Origin of the sequence: Escherichia sp. E2586 (genome assembly GCF_005781105.1) — a bacterium.
Classification (GTDB): Bacteria; Pseudomonadota; Gammaproteobacteria; order Enterobacterales; family Enterobacteriaceae; genus Escherichia.
The window spans coordinates 65,775-88,024 of record NZ_VATN01000025.1; the positions used below are offsets into that span (position 1 = coordinate 65,775).

The window sequence follows — 22,250 nt, forward strand, 5'->3', positions numbered from 1 at the left end:
TATTCCTTTCAGGCTGCGGTAATCAGCCAGCAGTTGTGGATCTGGCGGTTACGGGCGAAATCCAGGGAGAGCGTTTTTTGCGTAATTTCTTGTGCTTTCAGTCCCAGTTTTGCCAGTCCGTCAAGATCCATACGGAAACCACGTTTGTTGTTCGAGAACATGATCGTCCCACCTGCACGCAGCAGACGTTTCAAATCTTTCATCAGCGCCAGATGATCGCGCTGAACATCAAACGCATCTTCCATTCGTTTCGAGTTAGAGAAGGTTGGTGGATCGATAAATATCAGATCGAACTGTTCATTTGCTTCACGTAACCACGCCAGGCAGTCGGCCTGAATCAGGCGATGCGCACGACCGGTTAAGCCGTTAAGGCGCAGGTTACGTTCTGCCCACTCCAGATAGGTACGCGACATATCCACCGTAGTGGTGCTGCGCGCGCCGCCTAATCCCGCGTGCACAGTGGCGCTACCGGTATAGGAGAACAGGTTGAGGAAATCTTTGCCTTTGCTCATCTGACCGAGCATACGACGGGCGATACGGTGATCGAGGAACAAACCAGTATCAAGATAATCCGTCAGGTTCACCCACAGGTGAGCGTTATATTCGGTAACTTCAAGAAACTCGCCCTTCTCGCCCAGTTTCTGGTACTGATTTTTGCCCTTCTGGCGTTCACGGGTTTTCAGCACCAGTTTGTTTGGCGCAATCCCGAGTACCGAAATGGTCGCCGCGATAATATCGAACAGACGTTGACGCGCTTTGTGCGCATCAATGGTTTTCGGCGGCGCATACTCCTGCACCACCACCCAGTCGGCATAACGGTCAACGGCAACGTTGTATTCCGGTAGATCGGCGTCGTACAGGCGGTAGCATTCAATGCCTTCCTGACGCGCCCACTTCTCGAATTTTTTGAGGTTCTTACGCAGACGGTTGGCGTAGTCTTCTGCCACCATTGCCGGTTTGCTGTCTGGAGTGCTTTCGGCAACGTGGTAATTTTTCTGCACGCAGTCTAATGGACCGTTTTTCGCTTTGTACTGTTTGTCTGCACGCAGCTGCAGGCAACTTAACAGATCCGGCGAGGCACTGAATAAAGAGAGATTCCAGCCGCCGAACTGGTTTTTCATGATTCGGCCCAGCAGGCTATGCAGCGCAATCAGCGCCGGTTCGCTGTCCAGACGTTCGCCGTAAGGCGGGTTGCTCAACACTGTACCGTACGGTCCTTTTGGCAGCGGATTGGTCAATTGCGCGACATCTTTCACTTCAAAAGTGATCAGTTCGCCAATCCCCGCAAGACGGGCGTTGGTGCGCGCACGTTGAATCACCCGCGCATCGCTGTCGGAACCGTAGAAATGAGAGTTGTACTCAGCCAGACCTTTACGGGCGCGGGTTTGCGCTTCCGCTTTTACTTCTTGCCAGATAGCTTCATCATGTTGCGCCCAGCCGCTAAAGCCCCAACGCCCGCGGTGCAAGCCCGGTGCGCGGTCGGTCGCCAGCATCGCCGCTTCAATCAGCAACGTACCAGAACCACACATTGGATCGAGCAGCGGTGTTCCTGGCTGCCAACCGGAACGCATCACAATTGCCGCCGCCAGAGTTTCTTTGATCGGCGCAATACCCGCACGATCGCGATAGCCGCGCAGATGCAAACCATCACCACTTAAATCGAGAGCGATGCTGGCGGTTTCTTTATTTAGCCACACGTTCACGCGGATATCCGGCGCATCGCGATCGACATTCGGACGCGGCAAATTCTTACGGGTGAAAGCATCAACGATCGCATCTTTGACTTTCATCGCGCCGTACTGGCTGTTGCGGATAGTGTCATTCAGACCGCTGAAGTGGACAGCAAAGGTCGCGCCAGGATTAAACATCTCTGTCCAGTTGATCGCCTGAACGCCGAGATAAAGGTCTAAGTCGCTGTAAACCTTGCACTCGCCCAGCGGCAACATAATACGCGAGGCCAGGCGACTCCACATCAGGCTCTGGTAAACAAGCCGCGTGTCGCCCTTGAAATGGACCCCACCCTGAACCACCTGGCATTCAACGGCCCCCAGGTTTTCGAGTTCAGTTTTTAACAGCTCTTCCAGCCCACGGGCCGTACTGGCAAACAGAGAATTCATATCGTCACTTTTACTCTAAGGCCTACCGCAGTAGGCGTAATTGTTGCAGTCAGTTTGGACATGGACAGCATGGAGAAACCGGAACGTACACCAGTACGTGAGGATTTCGAGCACTGCCCAGGGCTAAACTGACAAATAAAATAGCCTAACGGGATAGGCACTAAGAAAATTGTTGCGCATTATAGCTAATAAGCGCGTCATGTCATAAAGTTGAGGGCTTATTTTCATTTGAGGACCGCACCGTGACGACATTAACCCGGCTTTTTATTCATCCTGTTAAATCGATGCGCGGCATCGGTCTGACACATGCTCTGGCTGATGTCAGCGGTCTGGCCTTCGATCGCATCTTCATGGTTACAGAAGCTGACGGTACGTTTATTACTGCCCGCCAGTTTCCGCAGATGGTGCGATTTACCCCTTCGCCCGTGCATGACGGCTTACATCTCACCGCGCCAGATGGCAGCAGCGCATACATCCGTTTTGCTGATTTCGCTATGCAGGACGCGCCAACCGAAGTGTGGGGTAACCATTTTACTGCACGCATTGCGCCAGATGAGATCAACAAATGGTTAAGCGGCTTTTTCTCCCGTGAAGTGCAATTGCGCTGGGTAGGACCGCAGATGACACGGCGCGTAAAACGCCATAACACTGTACCCTTGTCGTTTGCTGATGGCTATCCGTATCTGCTCGCTAATGAAGCCTCACTGCGTGATGTGCAGCAACGCTGCCCGGCAAGTGTAAAAATGGAGCAATTTCGCCCCAATCTGGTGGTTTCCGGCGCGGCAGCCTGGGAAGAAGATACCTGGAAAGTGATTCGCATTGGCGATGTGGTGTTTGACGTGGTAAAGCCCTGCAGCCGCTGCATTTTCACCACTGTCAGCCCGGAAAAAGGACAAAAGCATCCGGCAGGCGAACCGTTAAAAACGCTGCAATCCTTCCGTACTGCCCAGGATAATGGCGATGTCGATTTTGGTCAGAATTTAATTGCCCGCAATAGTGGCGTTGTTCGTGTTGGTGATGCAGTGGAAATTCTTGCTACTGCACCGGCGAAAATCTACGGCGCGGCAGCCTCAGACGATACTCTCCCGACAAAGCAGCAAATGGATGCGAATGTAGATATCGACTGGCAAGGACTGGCATTTCGCGGTAATAATCAACAGGTATTGTTAGAACAATTAGAAAATCAAGGGATTCGGATCCCCTATTCTTGTCGCGCGGGCATATGTGGAAGTTGTCGAGTTCAGCTTCTGGAAGGCGAAGTCACCCCGCTGAAAAAATCAGCTATGAGCGACGACGGGACAATTCTTTGCTGTAGTTGTGTACCGAAGACTGCATTGAAACTGAAAGGTTAAACGGCCTGTTCAAGGCTGAAGCTGTCATAACTCATATGAGGTTTCAGCCTGTCATTCATAATTTTGATGGCGTCACCCAGTTGCATGGCGCGACCAGCGATGACAACACAAGGCTGCGCAAGGAGGCACAGCGCGGCATTTTCACCAGATTCAACAACCAGAAGGCTGACTTGTTCATTGGTATCGCTTAACCAGACACAGGCTGCATCACCCGGCACTGGCGACCACATTTCACCATGAGAAACAAAATGCCAGCTTTTCGGCATTTGCGGTTTGAGATAACGAACTGCCACCAGCGCATTAAGCACCAGTTCAGCTTTTTGTTCTTTTGATAAGTTAAGGTCGCGGCATTTTTCTTCAAACGAGAAATAGAGCGCGGCGTCATCAACGCAGAATCCCGCAGGAGAAAAGGCGTCTGGTGTCAACATCTTGCGCGCAAAACGTGAGCGAAATAGCATGCCATTGGCTAAATCAAGCATCATTCGATCATGCTCTTCATCATAATACCAACGCCAATTATCGTCTGGTTTAATTCGCATATGCTTCTCCTCTACCCTATAAATCCACTGCAACATATTCCATTGTCGCTTCGCTTAATAACCTCAACAAGAAAAGTACAAAATGTCTAAATAAGTAACAGCAATGAATATAAAACAACCAGGGCTGAAAATAAAGCCCTGATTATCTTATAAAGAGAAAATGAAAGAAATAATTAGATATGGTTAACGATTTCTTTAATCAGCGGCGGACCTTTAAAAATAAAACCGGAATAAATTTGCACCAAAGAAGCCCCCGCAGCTATCTTCTCGCGAGCAGCGATTACCGAGTCAATACCACCAACACCAATAATCGGTAAGCGGCCGTTTAATTCCTGCGACAAGCGACGAATAATTTCCGTACTTTTTAATTGTAAGGGACGACCACTTAAGCCACCGGTTTGATCACAATTTTTCATTCCCTGAACTAAAGAACGATCGAGGGTCGTATTAGTTGCAATGACGCCATCAATATTATGGCGAACTAAACTATCGGCGACCTGGATCAACTCTTCTTCAGAAAGATCCGGCGCGATCTTCACTGCTATTGGTACATATTTGTGGTGGTGCGCTTGCAGATCATTTTGTTTATTTTTAATTGCCGTTAATAAATCATCCAGCGCTTCGCCATATTGCAGAGTGCGTAATCCCGGGGTATTTGGTGATGAAATATTGATGGCAATATATCCTGCATAGGCGTAGATTTTTTCCATACAAATCAGATAGTCATCTTTGCCTTGCTCAACCGGAGTATCTTTATTTTTGCCGATATTGATTCCCAGAACACCGTCGTAATGGGCTTTTTTAACGTTCTCTACGAGGTTATCAACGCCGAGGTTATTAAAACCCATACGGTTTATTAAACCTTCAGCATCTACCAGGCGAAAAAGACGAGGTTTATCGTTTCCTGGTTGTGGACGCGGGGTGACAGTACCGATCTCGATCGATCCAAATCCCATTGCACCAAGGGCATCAATACACTCCCCGTCTTTATCAAGACCGGCTGCCAGACCAAGCGGGTTTTTAAAGGTCAGTCCCATACAGTTAACCGGCTTCGCTGGAACATTTTGCCGAACAAGCGCTTCAAACGGTGTTCCGGTGATGCGGCGTAATTGCTGAAAAGTAAACTCGTGTGCGCGCTCTGGATCGAGCTGGAAAAGGGCTTTACGAACGAAGGGGTAGTACATGAACTCTCCTGGATTCCCGGTGTGCAAACCGGGGGCGTATTATGTGCGAGTTCGCAGCAAAAGGGAATTGACCTGCGGCAATAAATAGCAAACGTTTTCTTGTTGCGCCTTTTTTATGCTTTTTTTGGCTTTCCTTCTTCAGATAAATCATTTCGACTCACGAACGCCCTCTGTCAGACTGACCGAATTGTTATCAATGTTAACAAAACAAGAACAATTGGTTATAAGGAGAGAGTATGCGTGTCATCACCCTGGCGGGTAGCCCTCGCTTTCCTTCTCGCTCCAGTTCCTTACTGGAATATGCGCGGGAACAACTGAACGGCCTGGATGTTGAGGTTTATCACTGGAATCTGCAAAACTTCGCCCCGGAAGATCTGCTCTATGCCCGTTTCGATAGTCCGGCACTCAAGACCTTCACCGAACAGCTGCAACAGGCTGATGGGCTGATTGTCGCCACACCTGTGTATAAAGCCGCCTATTCCGGCGCGCTGAAAACCCTGCTCGACCTGCTGCCAGAACGTGCGTTGCAAGGCAAAGTGGTACTGCCACTGGCGACGGGCGGCACGGTGGCTCATCTGCTGGCGGTTGATTATGCCCTTAAACCAGTTTTAAGTGCGCTGAAAGCCCAGGAGATCCTGCACGGCGTGTTTGCCGATGACTCGCAGGTGATTGATTACCAACACAAGCCGCTGTTCACGCCAAATCTGCAAACCCGTCTTGATACCGCCCTGGAAACTTTCTGGCAGGCGTTGCACCGCCGCGATGTTCAGGTTCCTGATCTTCATTCTCTGCGAGGTAATGCCCATGCGTAAGATCATTAAACTGGCGCTGGCGGGATTACTTAGCGTCTCTACACTCGCTTTTGCCGCAGAGTCTTCGCCAGAGGCGTTAAGGATTGGCTATCAGAAAAGCAATATCAGTTCGGTACTGGCGAAAAATTACCAAATGCTGGAAAAACGCTATCCACAAACAAAAATCTCGTGGGTGGAGTTCCCCGCTGGCCCGCAGATGCTGGAGGCGTTAAACGTTGGCAGTATTGATCTCGGCAGTACCGGGGATATTCCACCAATCTTTGCTCAGGCCGCCGGGGCTGATTTGGTGTACGTGGGCGTCGAGCCACCAAAGCCAAAAGCCGAAGTGATTCTGGTGGCAGAAAACAGCCCGATCAAAACCGTGGCCGATCTTAAAGGCCACAAAGTTGCCTTTCAGAAAGGTTCCAGTTCGCACAACCTTTTACTGCGCGCCCTGCAACAGGCCGGGCTTAAATTCACCGATATCCAGCCCACTTACCTGACGCCCGCCGATGCCCGCGCCGCGTTCCAGCAAGGTAACGTCGATGCCTGGGCTATCTGGGATCCCTACTACTCCGCCGCGTTATTACAGGGCGGCGTGCGGGTGTTGAAAGATGGCACCAGTCTCAATCAAACCGGATCGTTTTATCTGGCAGTTCGTCCATATGCGGAGAAGAACGGCGCCTTTATTCAGGGCGTACTGGAAACCTTCACCGAGGCCGATGCGTTAACCCGCAGCCAACGCGAACAGAGTATCGCTTTACTGGCAAAAATGATGGGCTTACCGGCACCGGTGATTGCCTCTTACTTAGATCATCGCCCTCCTACCACCATCCAACCGGTTAACGCCGAGGTTGCCGCCTTACAGCAGCAAACAGCAGATCTGTTTTATGAAAACCGTCTGGTGCCGAAAAAAGTCGATATTCGCCAGCGCATCTGGCAGCCCACGCAACTGGAAGGAAAACAATTATGAGTCTGAATATGTTCTGGTTTTTACCGACCCACGGTGACGGACATTACCTGGGAACGGAAGAAGGTTCACGCCCGGTTGCTCACGGTTATCTGCAACAAATTGCGCAAGCGGCGGATCGTCTTGGCTTTACCGGTGTGCTAATTCCAACGGGGCGATCGTGTGAAGATGCGTGGCTGGTTGCGGCGTCGATGATCCCGGTGACGCAGCGGCTGAAGTTTCTTGTCGCCCTGCGCCCCAGCGTAACCTCACCTACCGTTGCCGCCCGCCAGGCCGCCACGCTTGACCGTCTCTCTAATGGGCGTGCATTGTTTAACCTGGTCACAGGCAGCGATCCACAAGAGCTGGCAGGCGACGGCGTGTTCCTTAATCATAGCGAGCGTTACGAAGCCTCGGCGGAATTTACCCAGGTCTGGCGACGTTTATTGCTGGGCGAAACCGTCGATTTCAACGGAAAACATATTCATGTGCGGGGAGCCAAACTGCTCTTCCCGCCGATTCAACAGCCATATCCTCCGCTTTACTTTGGCGGATCGTCAGACGTCGCCCAGGAGCTGGCGGCAGAACAAGTTGATCTCTACCTCACCTGGGGCGAACCACCAGAACTGGTTAAAGAGAAAATCGAACAAGTGCGGGCGAAAGCTGCCGCGCATGGACGAAAAATTCGTTTCGGTATTCGCCTGCACGTTATTGTCCGCGAAACTAACGACGAAGCGTGGCAGGCCGCCGAGCGGTTAATCTCGCATCTTGATGATGAAACTATCGCCAAAGCACAGGCCGCATTCGCTCGGACGGATTCCGTAGGACAACAGCGAATGGCGGCGCTACATAACGGCAAGCGCGACAATCTGGAGATCAGCCCCAATTTATGGGCGGGCGTTGGCTTAGTCCGCGGCGGTGCCGGGACGGCGCTGGTGGGCGATGGTCCTACGGTCGCTGCACGAATCAACGAATACGCCGCGCTTGGCATCGACAGTTTTGTGCTTTCGGGCTATCCACATCTGGAAGAAGCGTATCGGGTTGGCGAGTTGCTGTTCCCGCTTCTGGATGTCGCCATCCCGGAAATTCCCCAGCCACAACCGCTGAATCCGCAAGGCGAAGCGGTGGCGAATGATTTTATCCCCCGTAAAGTCGCGCAAAGCTAAGGAACACGATGATGGCAACGCCAGTGAAGAAGTGGTTATTGCGCGTTGCCCCCTGGTTTTTACCGGTGGGCATCGTGGCGGTGTGGCAACTGGCCTCCTCAGTTGGCTGGTTGTCGACGCGTATTTTGCCCTCACCGGAAGGGGTGGTGATGGCGTTCTGGACGCTCTCCGCCAGCGGCGAATTGTGGCAGCATCTGGCGATCAGCTCCTGGCGGGCGCTGATTGGCTTTTCAATTGGCGGATCGCTGGGGTTGATTCTGGGGCTGATTAGCGGACTATCTCGCTGGGGAGAACGGCTGCTGGATACCTCAATTCAGATGTTGCGCAACGTGCCGCATCTGGCACTGATCCCGCTGGTGATTTTGTGGTTTGGCATTGATGAATCCGCGAAAATCTTTCTGGTGGCGCTCGGCACGCTTTTCCCCATTTATATCAATACCTGGCACGGCATCCGTAATATCGATCGCGGGCTGGTGGAAATGGCGCGAAGCTATGGCTTATCCGGATTACCGCTGTTTATCCATGTGATCCTGCCTGGTGCCCTACCCTCAATTATGGTCGGCGTGCGCTTCGCGTTAGGTCTGATGTGGCTGACGCTGATTGTTGCTGAAACCATTTCTGCTAATTCTGGCATTGGTTATCTGGCGATGAATGCGCGGGAGTTTCTGCAAACGGACGTGGTGGTGGTTGCCATTATTCTCTACGCCCTGCTCGGCAAACTTGCTGATGTCAGTGCGCAACTTTTAGAGCGTCTCTGGTTGCGCTGGAACCCGGCTTATCATCTGAAGGAGGCCACTGTATGAATACTGCTCGTCTGAACCAGGGTACGCCGCTACTGCTCAATGCGGTAAGCAAACATTACGCGGAAAATATCGTCCTGAACCAACTGGATTTGCATATTCCGGCAGGCCAGTTTGTGGCGGTAGTGGGCCGCAGCGGCGGCGGTAAAAGTACCCTACTGCGCCTGCTGGCCGGGCTGGAAACGCCTACCGCAGGCGATGTGCTGGCAGGTACAACACCGCTGGCTGAGATTCAGGATGATACGCGAATGATGTTTCAGGATGCGCGTCTGCTGCCATGGAAATCGGTGATTGATAACGTTGGGTTAGGCCTTAAAGGCCAGTGGCGCGATGCCGCTCGTCGGGCGTTGGCTGCGGTAGGGCTGGAGAATCGCGCCGGGGAATGGCCGGCCGCACTTTCTGGCGGGCAGAAACAGCGTGTGGCGCTGGCGCGAGCGTTGATCCATCGACCGGGTTTATTGTTGCTTGATGAACCACTCGGTGCGCTGGACGCTTTAACGCGGCTGGAGATGCAGGATTTGATTGTGTCACTCTGGCAGGATCATGGCTTTACTGTTTTGCTGGTGACGCATGATGTGAGCGAAGCGGTAGCGATGGCTGACCGGGTGCTGTTAATTGAAGAAGGAAAAATTGGTCTGGATTTGACGGTGGATATCCCCCGTCCGCGCCGGTTAGGATCAGTACGATTAGCGGAGCTGGAAGCGGAAGTGTTGCAGCGGGTGATGCATCGTGGGCATTCTGAACAACCGATTCGGCGTCATGGTTAATATGCCGGATGCGGCGCACAAAACCAGCAGCTTCAACGGGCTTGTAGGCCTGATAAGACGCGTCAAGCGTCGCATCAGGCAGTTGGACACGGTTGCCGGATGCGGCGTAAACGCCTTATCCAGCCTACAAAACCAGCAATTTCAACGGGTTTGTAGGCCTGATAAGACGCGGCAAGCGTCGCATCAGGCATGTTTTTATCAAGCCAGTGCTTTAGTTATTTTCTCGTACAGATCGCCAGAGAGATTTTCCAGTCCTTTCAACTGCTCCAGCGCCGCACGCATTTTCTCCTGACGTTTAGCATCGTAACGTTTCAGGCGAATCAGCGGCTCAATCAGACGCGAAGCCACCTGCGGGTTACGGCTGTTGAGGTCAGTAAGCATTTCCACCAGGAACTGATAACCGCTGCCATCTTCAGCATGGAACGCTGCCGGGTTGCTGCCCGCAAATGCACCGATTAACGAACGAATACGGTTCGGGTTACTCATGGTAAATGAGCGATGCTGCAACAGGCCGCGCACCGTCTCCAGCACATTCGCCGCCGGGCTGGTAGCTTGCAGGATAAACCATTTATCCATCACCAGACCGTCCTGATGCCACTTATCGTCGTACTCCTGCATCAGCGCGTCACGGCATGGCAGCTGTGCGGCAACCGCCGCAGAGAGCGCCGCCAGCGCATCGGTCATATTGTTCGCTTCGTGGAACTGCTTGCTCACCAGCACATCAGCCAGATGCGTTTCACCAAAAGCAAGGAAGCGCAGGCAGGCATTACGCAGAGTGCGTTTGGCAATATCTTCATGCTCAACGCGGTACTCGCTCTGGTAATTCGCGTTATAAATAGCCAGCAGCTCATCCGCCAGTTCAGTCGCCAGAGTACGGGTGAGTGCTTCGCGCACTTCGGCAATAGCTATCGGGTCGATGATATCGAACAGTTCCGCCATTTCATTGACGGAAGGCAGCGTGAGGATTTCTGCCGCCAGCGCCGGATCAATCTTCTCATCGAGCAGTACCGCGCGGAAAGCATCAGCCACATGCACCGGCAGAGACAGCGGCTGACCTTGCTGATGACGGACGACGTTCAGCTTGATGTAGGTTGCCAGCAGGCTTTGCGCCGCATCCCAGCGGGAGAAATCATTACGCGCATGACGCATCAGGAAGGTCAGTTGCTGATCGCTCCACTTATATTCCAGTTTCACTGGCGCAGAGAATTCGCACAGCAGCGCAGGCACCGGCTGGAAGTAGACATTATCAAAGGCAAAGGTCTGTTCCGCCTGAGTAACGTTCAGCACCGAATTAACCGGGTGACCGCCTTTCTGCAACGGGATCACTTTACCTTCGTTATCATACAGTTCGATGGCAAACGGAATATGCAACGGCTGTTTTTCTGCCTGATCCGGCGTAGCAGGCGTGTGCTGGCTGATGGTCAGGGTGTACTGCTCGGTTTCCGGATTGTAGTCATCTTTGACGGTCACAACCGGCGTACCGGACTGGCTGTACCAACGGCGGAAATGGGAGAGATCGACATTCGACGCATCTTCCATCGCCTGAACAAAGTCGTCACAGGTTGCCGCGCTGCCATCATGGCGCTCGAAATAGAGCTGCATCCCTTTCTGGAAGTTTTCTTCGCCAAGCAGAGTGTGGATCATACGAATCACTTCCGCGCCCTTCTCGTAAACGGTCAGGGTGTAGAAGTTGTTCATTTCAATGACCATGTCCGGGCGGATCGGGTGCGCCATCGGGCTGGCGTCTTCCGCAAACTGCAATCCGCGCATGGTGCGCACATTATTGATGCGGTTAACTGCGCGGGAACCAAGATCAGAACTGAACTCCTGATCGCGGAACACCGTTAAACCTTCTTTCAGACTAAGCTGGAACCAGTCGCGGCAGGTCACACGGTTACCGGTCCAGTTATGGAAATATTCATGACCGATAACGCGTTCAATATCAAGGTAATCTTTGTCGGTGGCGGTGTCGGTACGCGCCAGCACATATTTGGAGTTAAAGACGTTAAGACCTTTATTCTCCATCGCGCCCATGTTGAAGAAATCCACCGCAACGATCATATAGATGTCGAGGTCGTATTCCAGACCGAAGCGTTCTTCATCCCACTTCATGGAATTTTTCAGGGAAGTCATCGCCCACGGTGCGCGGTCGAGGTTGCCACGATCGACATACAGCTCCAGCGCCACTTCGCGACCAGAACGCGTGGTGAAGGTGTCGCGCAGCACATCAAAATCGCCTGCCACCAGCGCAAACAGGTAGCACGGTTTCGGGAACGGGTCCTGCCACTGTACCCAGTGACGTCCGTTTTCCAGTTCGCCTTGCGCAACGCGGTTACCGTTGGAAAGCAGGAACGGATATTTGGTTTTATCGGCAATAATTTTGGTGGTAAAACGCGCCAGTACGTCCGGGCGATCAAGATAGTACGTAATATGGCGGAAACCTTCGGCTTCACACTGGGTGCAAAGCGCATCGCCTGACTGATAAAGCCCTTCCAGCGCAGTATTCGCCGCCGGGCTAATTTCATTAACAATCTTGAGCGTAAAACGCTCCGGCAAATTACTGATGACCAGTGCGCCCTCTTCTTCTTTCCAGGCGGTCCACGGCTCATCATTAACATGAATGGAAACCAGTTTGAGATCTTCACCATTGAGACGAAGCGGAGCATCTGATGCGCCATGACGGACAGCCTGGCTGACAGCGATAACCACCGTCTTTTGCGCATCAAGGTCAAAGGTCAAGTCAATATCAGTAATCTGGTAGTCCGGCGCACGATAGTCGTGACGGTATTTGGCTTGTGGCTGTTGAGTCATAAAGAACCTTTCGCATCTTTTGTAGAGTCCGGTGTTCAGTCTATTCCTGTTGCGTAAATCGCGCTACGCAGAATCTTCATCTTTTCAGGCACAAACGCTCTTTTCGCTACATTTTTATAACATGCGCCACAAAATGCCCTCGACCGCAAAGGTGGCATATGGTGTGATCGGGGTTCAATAAATTAAGAAACAAGGTATACTCCAGCAGTTCCTGTAGATGTTTATTGTACTAAACGCTCCCGTAAGAGGACGCTACTGCGCACCTATGACACAATTCGCTTCTCCTGTTCTGCACTCGTTGCTGGATACAGATGCTTATAAGTTGCATATGCAGCAAGCCGTGTTTCATCACTACGATGATGTGCATGTCGCCGCAGAGTTTCGTTGCCGTGGCGACGACCTGCTGGGTATATATGCCGATGCTATTCGTGAACAGGTTCAGGCGATGCAATACTTGCGCCTGCGGGATGATGAATATCAGTGGCTCTCTGCCCTGCCTTTCTTTAAGGCCGACTATCTCAACTGGCTGCGTGAGTTCCGCTTTAACCCGGATCAGGTCACCGTCACCAACGATAACGGCAAGCTGGATATTCGCTTAAGCGGCCCGTGGCGTGAAGTCATCCTCTGGGAAGTTCCTTTGCTTGCAGTCATTAGTGAACTGGTACACCGCTATCGCTCACCGCAGGCCGACGTTGCGCAAGCCCTCGATACGCTGGAAAGCAAATTAGTCGACTTCTCGGCGTTAACTGCCGATCTCGATATGTCACGCTTCCATCTGATGGATTTTGGTACCCGTCGCCGTTTTTCCCGAGAAGTTCAGGAAACCATCGTTAAACGTCTGCAACAGGAAAAGTGGTTTGTTGGCACCAGCAATTACGATCTGGCGCGTCGTCTGTCGCTCACCCCGATGGGAACGCAGGCACATGAATGGTTCCAGGCGCATCAACAAATTAGCCCGGTTCTCGCCAACAGTCAGCGCGCCGCTCTTGCCGCGTGGCTCAATGAATATCCCGATCAACTGGGTATTGCTTTAACCGACTGCATCACGATGGATGCATTCTTACGTGATTTCGGCGTGGAGTTTGCCAGCCGCTACCAGGGCCTGCGTCATGACTCTGGTGACCCAATAGAATGGGGCGAAAAAGCCATCGCGCATTATGAGAAGCTGGGAATTGATCCGCAGAGCAAAATCCTGGTTTTCTCTGACAATCTGGATTTACGCAAAGCGGTGGAGCTTTATCGCCACTTCTCTTCCCGCGTGCAACTGAGTTTTGGCATTGGCACGCGCCTGACTTGTGATATCCCACAGGTTAAGCCCCTGAATATTGTCATTAAGCTGGTGGAGTGTAATGGCAAGCCGGTGGCGAAGCTTTCTGACAGTCCTGGCAAAACTATCTGCCATGACAAAGCGTTTGTCCGGGCGCTTTGCAAAGCGTTCGATCTTCCACAGATTAAAAAAGCCAGTTAATATCATCAGGGAGCTATTCGGCTCCCTTTTTTGCCTTTTATTCCGAAATCTTTTGTCCTGCCTGCGAATTCTGCTTGTCTGATTGCAGATGCCAGGTAACATAGGTATCCCCCCATTGAAGGGTGGACAAGTGTTTATTTTTTCCGACTATTAACAGAGAGAATATTATGAGCGTTGTGCCTGTAGCCGACGTACTCCAGGGCCGCGTAGCCGTTGACAGCGAAGTCACCGTGCGCGGATGGGTACGTACCCGCCGAGATTCAAAAGCTGGCATCTCCTTCCTCGCCGTTTATGACGGTTCCTGCTTTGATCCTGTACAGGCTGTCATCAATAATTCTCTGCCCAATTACAATGAAGACGTACTGCGTCTGACCACCGGTTGCTCGGTCATTGTGACGGGTAAAGTCGTGGCATCGCCGGGCCAGGGGCAACAATTTGAAATTCAGGCCAGCAACGTTGAAGTTGCCGGTTGGGTTGAAGATCCAGACACTTACCCGATGGCCGCAAAACGCCACAGCATCGAATATCTGCGTGAAGTCGCTCACCTGCGTCCGCGTACCAACCTGATTGGCGCAGTAGCACGCGTTCGCCACACGCTGGCACAGGCACTGCATCGCTTCTTTAACGAGCAGGGCTTCTTCTGGGTTTCTACGCCGCTGATTACCGCGTCCGATACCGAAGGCGCTGGCGAAATGTTCCGCGTTTCAACGCTGGATCTGGAAAACCTGCCGCGTAACGATCAGGGCAAAGTGGATTTCGACAAAGACTTCTTCGGTAAAGAGTCTTTCCTGACCGTATCTGGCCAGTTGAACGGCGAAACTTATGCCTGTGCGCTGTCGAAAATTTATACCTTCGGCCCGACATTCCGTGCTGAAAACTCCAACACCAGTCGTCACCTGGCGGAATTCTGGATGCTGGAGCCAGAAGTCGCGTTTGCTAATCTGAACGATATCGCCGGTCTGGCTGAAGCCATGCTGAAATATGTCTTCAAAGCAGTTCTCGAAGAACGTGCTGACGACATGAAATTCTTCGCTGAACGCGTGGACAAAGATGCTGTAAGCCGCCTGGAACGTTTCATTGAAGCAGACTTCGCCCAGGTTGATTACACCGAAGCAGTCACCATCCTTGAAAACTGCGGTAAGAAATTTGAAAACCCGGTTTACTGGGGCGTCGATCTCTCTTCTGAGCACGAGCGTTATCTGGCGGAAGAACACTTTAAAGCACCGGTAGTGGTTAAAAACTATCCGAAAGACATTAAAGCGTTCTATATGCGCCTTAACGAAGACGGTAAAACCGTTGCCGCAATGGACGTTCTGGCGCCGGGTATCGGTGAGATCATTGGTGGTTCGCAGCGTGAAGAGCGTCTGGACGTGCTGGACGAGCGCATGCTGGAGATGGGCCTGAACAAAGAAGATTACTGGTGGTATCGCGATCTGCGTCGCTACGGTACTGTTCCACATTCCGGTTTCGGTCTTGGCTTTGAACGCCTGATTGCCTACGTGACCGGCGTACAGAACGTGCGTGACGTGATTCCTTTCCCACGTACTCCGCGTAACGCCAGCTTCTAATTCACTTCCTGAAAGAGCCAGCGCACGCTGGCTCTTTTTTATCCCCTTCTGTCAAGTTATCTGTTTGTTAAGTCAATCAATCTATTTGCAACCCCTCAAGGCCCCTCTTCCTGTTACGGAATATTTCTCTGAAATATTTGCGAACAAAAAATTAACCCACAGTCTTATTGCGGATTAGCAATTTCTTAGCTGATAGCACAATTTTTATACTTATTTTTGGCTTTCTGGACGCCTGAAAGCGTGATTCAGTGAGACTGCGGGGAAAAATGATCAGAAAGAAAATTTTCGTTTAGTTAATTTAAACATAAGGAAATCATATAAATAGATCAAATTCACTGCAAATATCATTAAAGTCCAATGGAAATATGACGGCGTTCACAAAGTCCCTTGAATTTTACCATTGGTTACACATTTTTGCTTTTTGTAACTATATCTTTATCTTTGTAGCACTTTCACGGTAGCGAAACGTTAGTTTGAATGGAAAGATGCCTGCAGATACATAAAACACCAAACTCTCATCAATAGTTCCGTAAAGATTCATTGACAGAACTTATTGGCGGCAGTGGCAGGTGTTATAAAAAAAACCATGAGGGTAATAAATAATGATGAAGCGCAATATTCTGGCAGTGATTGTCCCTGCTCTGTTAGTAGCAGGTACTGCAAACGCTGCAGAAATCTATAACAAAGATGGCAACAAAGTAGATCTGTACGGTAAAGCTGTCGGTCTGCATTATTTTTCCAAGGATAACGGTGAAAACAGTTACGGTGGCAATGGTGACATGACCTATGCCCGCCTTGGTTTTAAAGGGGAAACTCAAATCAATTCCGATCTGACCGGTTACGGTCAGTGGGAATACAACTTCCAGGGTAACAACTCTGAAGGTGCTGACGCTCAAACTGGCAACAAAACCCGTCTGGCATTCGCTGGTCTGAAATACGCTGACGTAGGTTCTTTCGATTACGGTCGTAATTACGGTGTTGTTTATGACGCACTGGGCTACACCGATATGCTGCCAGAGTTCGGTGGCGATACCGCATACAGCGATGACTTCTTCGTTGGTCGTGTAGGCGGCGTTGCTACCTACCGTAACTCCAACTTCTTTGGTCTGGTTGATGGCCTGAACTTCGCTGTTCAGTACCTGGGTAAAAACGAGCGTGATACTGCACGACGTTCTAACGGCGACGGTGTTGGCGGTTCCATCAGCTACGAATTCGAAGGCTTTGGTATCGTTGGTGCTTATGGTGCAGCTGACCGCACCGACCTGCAAGAAGCTCAGCCTCTCGGCCAGGGTAAAAAAGCTGAACAGTGGGCAACTGGTCTGAAGTATGATGCAAATAACATCTACCTGGCTGCAAACTACGGTGAAACCCGTAACGCCACCCCGATCACTGGTGGCTTTGCCAACAAAACGCAAGACGTTCTGTTAGTTGCGCAATACCAGTTTGACTTTGGTCTGCGTCCGTCCATCGCTTACACCAAATCTAAAGCGAAAGACGTAGAAGGCATCGGTGATGTTGATCTGGTGAACTACGTTGAAGTGGGCGCAACCTACTACTTCAACAAAAACATGTCCACCTATGTTGACTACATCATCAACCAGATCGATTCTGACAACAAACTGGGCGTAGGTTCTGATGATACCGTTGCTGTAGGTATCGTTTACCAGTTCTAATAGCAGACCTCTTTGTTAAATGCCGAAAAAACAGGACTTTGGTCCTGTTTTTTTATGCCTTCCAGAGCAATCTCACGTCTTGAAAAAACAGCCTGCGTTTTCATCAGTAATAGTTGGAATTTTGTAAATCTCCCGTTACCCTGATAGCGGACTTCCCTTCTGTAACCATAATGGAACCTCGTCATGTTTGAGAACATTACCGCCGCTCCTGCCGACCCGATTCTGGGCCTGGCCGATCTGTTTCGTGCCGATGAACGTCCCGGCAAAATTAACCTCGGGATTGGTGTCTATAAAGATGAGACGGGCAAAACCCCGGTATTGACCAGCGTTAAAAAGGCTGAACAGTATCTGCTCGAAAATGAAACCACCAAAAACTACCTCGGCATTGACGGTATTCCTGAATTTGGTCGTTGTACTCAGGAACTGCTGTTTGGTAAAGGTAGCGCCTTAATCAATGACAAACGCGCACGTACAGCCCAGACCCCAGGTGGTACCGGTGCATTACGTGTAGCCGCCGATTTCCTGGCAAAAAATACCAGCGTTAAGCGCGTGTGGGTGAGCAACCCAAGCTGGCCAAACCATAAGAGCGTATTTAACTCTGCGGGTCTGGAAGTTCGTGAATACGCTTATTACGATGCAGAAAATCACACTCTGGACTTCGACGCTTTAGTTAACAGTCTGAACGAAGCTCAGGCTGGTGACGTTGTCCTGTTCCACGGCTGCTGCCATAACCCTACCGGCATCGATCCTACACTGGAGCAATGGCAAACACTGGCGCAGCTTTCTGTTGAGAAAGGCTGGCTGCCGCTATTTGACTTCGCTTACCAGGGTTTCGCCCGTGGTCTGGAAGAGGATGCTGAAGGTCTGCGCGCTTTCGCGGCTCTGCATAAAGAGCTGATCGTCGCCAGTTCCTACTCTAAGAACTTTGGCCTGTACAACGAGCGTGTTGGCGCTTGTACTCTGGTTGCCGCAGACAGTGAAACCGTCGATCGTGCATTCAGCCAGATGAAAGCAGTAATTCGTGCAAACTATTCTAACCCACCGGCTCACGGGGCTTCGGTTGTTGCTACGATCCTGAGCAACGAGGCTTTGCGTGCGATCTGGGAACAAGAGCTGACCGATATGCGCCAGCGCATTCAGCGTATGCGTCAGTTATTTGTTAATACACTGCAGGAGAAAGGCGCAAACCGCGACTTTAGCTTTATCATCAAACAGAATGGTATGTTCTCTTTCAGTGGCCTGACAAAAGAACAGGTACTGCGTCTGCGTGAAGAGTTTGGCGTGTACGCTGTTGCTTCTGGTCGCGTAAACGTGGCCGGAATGACGCCAGATAATATGGCGCCGCTGTGCGAAGCGATTGTGGCTGTGCTGTAAGCGTTAAAACCAATGAAGCCCGCTGAAAGCGGGCTGAGACTGATGACAAACGCAACATTGCCTGATGCGCTACGCTTATCAGGCCTACGCGTCCCCTGCAATATTTTGAATTTGCACGATTTTGTAAGCTGGATAAGGTGCTCGCGCCGCATCCGGCATAAACAAAGCGCACTTTGTCAGAAATCCAGGCCCGCATTAAAAGCGGGCTTTTTTATGCGCTTTTACCAGACGGGCATTTCGTCTTGCAGGAAGGGGTTATGCAGGCGCTCATAACCAAGAGTGGATAATGGTCCGTGACCCGGAATAAATGTCACGTCATCCCCCAATGGCAGCAATTTATCTTTGATTGAAGAAATCAGTTGATTGTGATCGCCTCGTGGGAAGTCACTGCGCCCTACTCCGCCTTTGAAAAGGACGTCGCCAGAAATCAACAGTTTTGCCTGATGATCAAAGAAAACCACATGGCCTGGCGTATGCCCTGGGCAATGTAACACCTGTAAAGTCACATTCCCTATGCTGATAGTGTCGCCTTCATTCAGCCAGCGATCTGGCGTTAATGGCTGACACTCTTCCAGGCCAAACATGCGACTCTGCGCAGGCAAGCCTTGCAGCCAGAACTCATCTTCTTTTTCCGGGCCAAGCACTGGCACACCGTAGTGTTGTGCCAGTTCCGCCGCTGCGCCAACGTGGTCCAGATGACCATGCGTCAGCAGGATCTGCATTAGCGTCAGGCCGCTGGCGTCAACTTCCTGTTTGATTTTTTCCGCATCGCCACCCGGATCGACCAGTGCGGCCAGGCGAGTTTGCTCACACCAGATCAATGAACAGTTCTGGGAAAATGCGGTGACCGGAATAATACGATAATTCATACTGCCCCTGTTTCGTTAAGCGATTGTTACCAGTGCCGCGCTGGCCCGGTATCAATATGCACAAAGTTACTGCGTGGGTAATATCCTACACCACCTGCGCGCATAGATAACGCTGCTTTGCGTATATTGCTTAACGCAATACCTTCAATATGGAAGTCCATCGCCTGCCCTTTAGTGTGATAGCTTTTCTTTGCTACTCCACGGCTGTGGGCGCGTAATTCATTATTGGTGTCAATCGAACGGTAGCCAGAAATGAGCTGTACTGGCTTGCGAGTGCCTAACAACCCTTGCAGGCGATATAACTGGTCGAATAATCCTGGGTCGATGGACCTTATTTTGTTCGCGCGGAAATCGCGGAAAAAATGGTTTAGTTTTGCCAATTCTTCCTGAATATAGCCTCTGCCATCGAAAAACTCCGCCTTAATTGACTCTCCGGTATGGAGATTGTTAAGTGTCAAAATGCGCGGACGTGGGGTAGAGAGTGTCGCAAATGAAGGCGTCGGCAGGATGGCGGCACCAAGTGCAACACCACCAAGCGCCAGTAGTTTGCGGCGATTAGCGTCGAATTTGTCCATGATAATCAAGTCTACAGGTCAATGTTATCGTTTATATGCACTTCTGGCGCACAAGAGGCACCTTAACCGCCCATAAAGCTGACGTCAAGATGACTCACCCCCAGCAGCGACGGGGGCTACAGAGAATAGCCCCCGAAAATGCTAATTATTACGACAACAGATTTTCCCGAACTACTTCATTTACCTGATTAATTGTTCCGCTTTTGAGACAATTTGCGAGCTGGATCGTGCCGGCAGATCATAATTGTAAATATCTGTACGATATTGGGTTCGACCATCTGCACCAACAAAAGCGGTCAGATAGTAAAGATTAACCGGTATCGATTGACGAATATTAACGTAACGGGTATCACCCCGCTTTAGAGCATCGGAGATACGCTTGTCATTCCAGCCAGCATCCTGCAGCAGCATATTTGCCAGATCCGACGCCTTATTCACCCGCACACAGCCAGAACTCAACGCGCGCGTTTCACGTTTGAAAAGATTGTGATTCGGCGTGTCATGCAAATAGATAGCGTCTGAACTCGGCATATTAAATTTATACCGTCCTAGCGAATTTCGCGGGCCAGGAGCTTGCTGGAAGCGGAACGGCAAATTCGATGCGGTTATCGTCGACCAGTCAATCTGCCACGGGTCAAGCGCATCTTTGCTGTTCCAGCCGCGCATAACCGTATAGCCATGGCTTTCAAGATAACCGGGATCGTTACGCACCTTTGGCAGAATATCTTTGCGTGCCAGCGTCGGTGGTACGTTCCACGGCGGGTTTACCACCACATTGTTTAAGGCACTGCTCATCATCGGCGTTTTGCGATCGGGACGACCGACAATGACCCTTGAATCCAGCACTTGATTGCCGTTCTGATAATAGACCAGCGAATAGGCCGGAATGTTAACCATGATGCCAGTAGAAAGCTCGGATGGCAGCAAGCGCAATCGCTGGATATTGAGCGCCAGCACGCCCGCTCGCTGTGCAGGCGTGACGTTTAACCAGTCTCGCGTTGCCGGGCCAATAGAGCCATCTGCCCCTAAGCCTTGCCATGCCTGAAAACGTTTCACGGCTTCCACCAGCTCATTATCATAGGCAGCTCGGACGGCTGGCGCAGGTTTACTGCGAGCTGTAGTTTGCTTACCCATCGGCTTAGTTTCGGCTGTTTCAATTGCAGCGGCAGACGGACTAACTACCGCGCCTGTCGATGTTTCATCGCCCGGCAGTGCTATTTTCGGCCCACCTTCGAGCATACCTGTACGCTGCAAAATCTCGCGCAGCGCCGGGACGTCGTTACTCCATTGACCAGGGCGTAGCGTTGCTTTACCGGTCAGTTGCGGCCACGGTTTGGAATCACTCAATAAGTTCAGCAAAGATTCATGCATTGCTGAATATTGCGGATGCTGTGGTGCCAACCCTGTGACAAACGTGGTCAGTTGACCGTTATCCAGCGCCACCTGCCAATGGTTAATGACCGAGAGCGGCGGTGTTGAGAGCGCATAAGGTTTACTGCTGTACAGCCAGCGGGTACCTTTGACCGGAATGTTTGCGACGAAATGGAGATACCCCATCATTGCATCCGATAGCACCACATCACGTGCCATACCGTTAACGCCAGGGTCAGTCAGTAACTCCACCCATTTGTTAAACTGCGGTTGAAAACCGGCAATCGCCACTTCCGCCAACTGCTGCTGGAAAGCTTTAACTGCATCACGATTTTCCCACATCGGCTGCATATCGCGTGCTGCATACAAGAGTTGAAGCTGGTTAAGATAAACCGGCTTATAACCTGCAGGTAATTGTGATTCAATTTGCGTGCGGGCCTTTTCTGCCGCACCTTCAGGTAGCGGTTGGATCCCCGCCATTATTGCCGTGGCTTGCGCCTGCGGCAGTACATCTCCCTGTTCACTTACAGCCACCGGGCTGTCACCAGGGATAACCTCAGGCTCATCAGCCTGCACACTGAACAGTGGAGCGAATGTTACGGCCAGGCACAAACTGATTGCCGAAAGCCGACGACCACACATCATGTTAAGCAACATCCCTTGCCCCCTGTTTTTATCATACTCTGAATAGCCAGGCTGTTTTATCTTAACTGCCTTTACAACGCCAATACTCATGAAAGTATGACGAGCAAGCCTGTTACTTATCAAGCTTACCTTCAGTATATAAACGTCGGTACGTTTTTACACAACCTAATGTAAAGAAGTTTAAAGAAAAGCGCGCCATAATGCGGCATTTTTTTAGTGCAGAAACGGAGT

Annotated in this window: 17 protein-coding genes; 10 read left to right on the plus strand and 7 right to left on the minus strand. The window is 51.1% G+C overall.

Features of this window, described 5'->3' with window-relative positions; genetic code table 11:
• Positions 1-8: 8 nt before the first annotated feature.
• Positions 9-2,117, minus strand: a complete 2,109-nt coding sequence (gene rlmKL / locus FEK50_RS21315) for a bifunctional 23S rRNA (guanine(2069)-N(7))-methyltransferase RlmK/23S rRNA (guanine(2445)-N(2))-methyltransferase RlmL (protein WP_131162319.1) — start codon at positions 2,115-2,117, stop codon at positions 9-11.
• A gap of 242 nt (positions 2,118-2,359) precedes the next feature.
• On the opposite strand from rlmKL, the gene ycbX reads away from it, so the two are divergent.
• On the plus strand, positions 2,360-3,469 hold the full coding sequence (gene ycbX, locus FEK50_RS21320; protein ID WP_131162320.1) for a 6-N-hydroxylaminopurine resistance protein YcbX: 1,110 nt from the start codon (positions 2,360-2,362) through the stop codon (positions 3,467-3,469).
• Here the strand turns inward: ycbX and zapC are convergent.
• Positions 3,466-4,008, minus strand: coding sequence for a cell division protein ZapC (gene zapC, locus FEK50_RS21325; protein WP_064528385.1), 543 nt, complete (start codon positions 4,006-4,008; stop codon positions 3,466-3,468). The genes ycbX and zapC overlap by 4 nt on opposite strands.
• 173 nt (positions 4,009-4,181) lie before the next feature.
• Entirely contained in the window at positions 4,182-5,192 is a 1,011-nt protein-coding gene (gene pyrD / locus FEK50_RS21330) for a quinone-dependent dihydroorotate dehydrogenase (RefSeq protein WP_130205367.1), read from the minus strand.
• A 236-nt stretch (positions 5,193-5,428) separates the two neighbouring features.
• On the opposite strand from pyrD, the gene ssuE reads away from it, so the two are divergent.
• Genes ssuE through ssuB form a run of 5 tightly spaced genes read left to right on the plus strand, consistent with a single transcriptional unit; the run spans position 5,429 to position 9,665 of the window.
• On the plus strand, positions 5,429-6,004 hold the full coding sequence (gene ssuE / locus FEK50_RS21340; RefSeq protein ID WP_131162322.1) for an NADPH-dependent FMN reductase: 576 nt from the start codon (positions 5,429-5,431) through the stop codon (positions 6,002-6,004).
• A complete protein-coding gene (ssuA, locus tag FEK50_RS21345; RefSeq protein WP_131162323.1) occupies positions 5,997-6,956 on the plus strand; it encodes an aliphatic sulfonate ABC transporter substrate-binding protein SsuA in 960 nt (319 codons plus the stop codon). Before ssuE ends, ssuA begins: the two co-directional genes overlap by 8 nt.
• Positions 6,953-8,098 carry an FMNH2-dependent alkanesulfonate monooxygenase gene (gene ssuD, locus FEK50_RS21350; protein WP_131162324.1) on the plus strand — a complete coding sequence of 382 codons (1,146 nt, stop codon included), beginning with the start codon at positions 6,953-6,955 and terminating at the stop codon, positions 8,096-8,098. Before ssuA ends, ssuD begins: the two co-directional genes overlap by 4 nt.
• 11 nt (positions 8,099-8,109) lie before the next feature.
• A complete protein-coding gene (gene ssuC, locus FEK50_RS21355; RefSeq protein WP_053263467.1) occupies positions 8,110-8,901 on the plus strand; it encodes an aliphatic sulfonate ABC transporter permease SsuC in 792 nt (263 codons plus the stop codon).
• Positions 8,898-9,665, plus strand: a complete 768-nt coding sequence (ssuB, locus tag FEK50_RS21360) for an aliphatic sulfonates ABC transporter ATP-binding protein (RefSeq protein WP_130205361.1) — start codon at positions 8,898-8,900, stop codon at positions 9,663-9,665. The genes ssuC and ssuB overlap by 4 nt, the downstream gene beginning before the upstream one ends.
• A 198-nt stretch (positions 9,666-9,863) precedes the next feature.
• On the opposite strand, the gene pepN is transcribed toward ssuB, so the two are convergent.
• Positions 9,864-12,476, minus strand: coding sequence for an aminopeptidase N (pepN, locus tag FEK50_RS21365; RefSeq protein ID WP_131162325.1), 2,613 nt, complete (start codon positions 12,474-12,476; stop codon positions 9,864-9,866).
• Positions 12,477-12,741: 265 nt separating this feature from the next.
• Between pepN and pncB the strand changes: the two genes are divergently transcribed.
• The 4 genes from pncB to aspC all read left to right on the plus strand — a co-directional run bounded on the left by pncB (position 12,742) and on the right by aspC (position 18,559).
• Positions 12,742-13,944, plus strand: a complete 1,203-nt coding sequence (pncB, locus tag FEK50_RS21370) for a nicotinate phosphoribosyltransferase (RefSeq protein WP_131162326.1) — start codon at positions 12,742-12,744, stop codon at positions 13,942-13,944.
• A 167-nt stretch (positions 13,945-14,111) separates the two neighbouring features.
• The gene (gene asnS / locus FEK50_RS21375) at positions 14,112-15,512 is read left to right on the plus strand and encodes an asparagine--tRNA ligase (RefSeq protein ID WP_131162327.1); all 1,401 of its coding nucleotides are present in this window, start codon (positions 14,112-14,114) and stop codon (positions 15,510-15,512) included.
• 602 nt (positions 15,513-16,114) lie between these two features.
• The gene (gene ompF / locus FEK50_RS21380) at positions 16,115-17,185 is read left to right on the plus strand and encodes a porin OmpF (RefSeq protein WP_130205353.1); all 1,071 of its coding nucleotides are present in this window, start codon (positions 16,115-16,117) and stop codon (positions 17,183-17,185) included.
• 183 nt (positions 17,186-17,368) lie between these two features.
• Positions 17,369-18,559 carry an aspartate transaminase gene (aspC, locus tag FEK50_RS21385; protein WP_130205351.1) on the plus strand — a complete coding sequence of 397 codons (1,191 nt, stop codon included), beginning with the start codon at positions 17,369-17,371 and terminating at the stop codon, positions 18,557-18,559.
• A 221-nt stretch (positions 18,560-18,780) separates the two neighbouring features.
• Here the strand turns inward: aspC and gloC are convergent, their stop codons facing one another.
• The 3 genes from gloC to ldtD all read right to left on the minus strand — a co-directional run bounded on the left by gloC (position 18,781) and on the right by ldtD (position 22,031).
• On the minus strand, positions 18,781-19,428 hold the full coding sequence (gloC, locus tag FEK50_RS21390) for a hydroxyacylglutathione hydrolase GloC (protein ID WP_131162328.1): 648 nt from the start codon (positions 19,426-19,428) through the stop codon (positions 18,781-18,783).
• 26 nt (positions 19,429-19,454) lie between these two features.
• Entirely contained in the window at positions 19,455-20,003 is a 549-nt protein-coding gene (locus FEK50_RS21395) for a YcbK family protein (RefSeq protein ID WP_130205347.1), read from the minus strand.
• 180 nt (positions 20,004-20,183) lie between these two features.
• Positions 20,184-22,031 (minus strand): L,D-transpeptidase, encoded by a 1,848-nt coding sequence (gene ldtD, locus FEK50_RS21400; RefSeq protein WP_130260781.1) that lies wholly within the window; start codon positions 22,029-22,031, stop codon positions 20,184-20,186.
• Positions 22,032-22,250 lie beyond the last annotated feature (219 nt).

Bases quoted from the DNA above. Each gene is read 5' to 3' on its own strand.
- aspC (WP_130205351.1), top strand. From the start codon at position 17,369: ATGTTTGAGAACATTACCGCCGCTCCTGCCGACCCGATTCTGGGCCTG.
- gloC (WP_131162328.1), bottom strand. From the start codon at position 19,428: ATGAATTATCGTATTATTCCGGTCACCGCATTTTCCCAGAACTGTTCA.
- pyrD (WP_130205367.1), bottom strand. From the start codon at position 5,192: ATGTACTACCCCTTCGTTCGTAAAGCCCTTTTCCAGCTCGATCCAGAG.
- ssuB (WP_130205361.1), top strand. From the start codon at position 8,898: ATGAATACTGCTCGTCTGAACCAGGGTACGCCGCTACTGCTCAATGCG.
- ompF (WP_130205353.1), top strand. From the start codon at position 16,115: ATGATGAAGCGCAATATTCTGGCAGTGATTGTCCCTGCTCTGTTAGTA.
- asnS (WP_131162327.1), top strand. From the start codon at position 14,112: ATGAGCGTTGTGCCTGTAGCCGACGTACTCCAGGGCCGCGTAGCCGTT.
- pncB (WP_131162326.1), top strand. From the start codon at position 12,742: ATGACACAATTCGCTTCTCCTGTTCTGCACTCGTTGCTGGATACAGAT.
- ldtD (WP_130260781.1), bottom strand. From the start codon at position 22,031: ATGTTGCTTAACATGATGTGTGGTCGTCGGCTTTCGGCAATCAGTTTG.
- zapC (WP_064528385.1), bottom strand. From the start codon at position 4,008: ATGCGAATTAAACCAGACGATAATTGGCGTTGGTATTATGATGAAGAG.
- ssuD (WP_131162324.1), top strand. From the start codon at position 6,953: ATGAGTCTGAATATGTTCTGGTTTTTACCGACCCACGGTGACGGACAT.
- ssuE (WP_131162322.1), top strand. From the start codon at position 5,429: ATGCGTGTCATCACCCTGGCGGGTAGCCCTCGCTTTCCTTCTCGCTCC.
- FEK50_RS21395 (WP_130205347.1), bottom strand. From the start codon at position 20,003: ATGGACAAATTCGACGCTAATCGCCGCAAACTACTGGCGCTTGGTGGT.
- pepN (WP_131162325.1), bottom strand. From the start codon at position 12,476: ATGACTCAACAGCCACAAGCCAAATACCGTCACGACTATCGTGCGCCG.
- rlmKL (WP_131162319.1), bottom strand. From the start codon at position 2,117: ATGAATTCTCTGTTTGCCAGTACGGCCCGTGGGCTGGAAGAGCTGTTA.
- ssuA (WP_131162323.1), top strand. From the start codon at position 5,997: ATGCGTAAGATCATTAAACTGGCGCTGGCGGGATTACTTAGCGTCTCT.
- ssuC (WP_053263467.1), top strand. From the start codon at position 8,110: ATGGCAACGCCAGTGAAGAAGTGGTTATTGCGCGTTGCCCCCTGGTTT.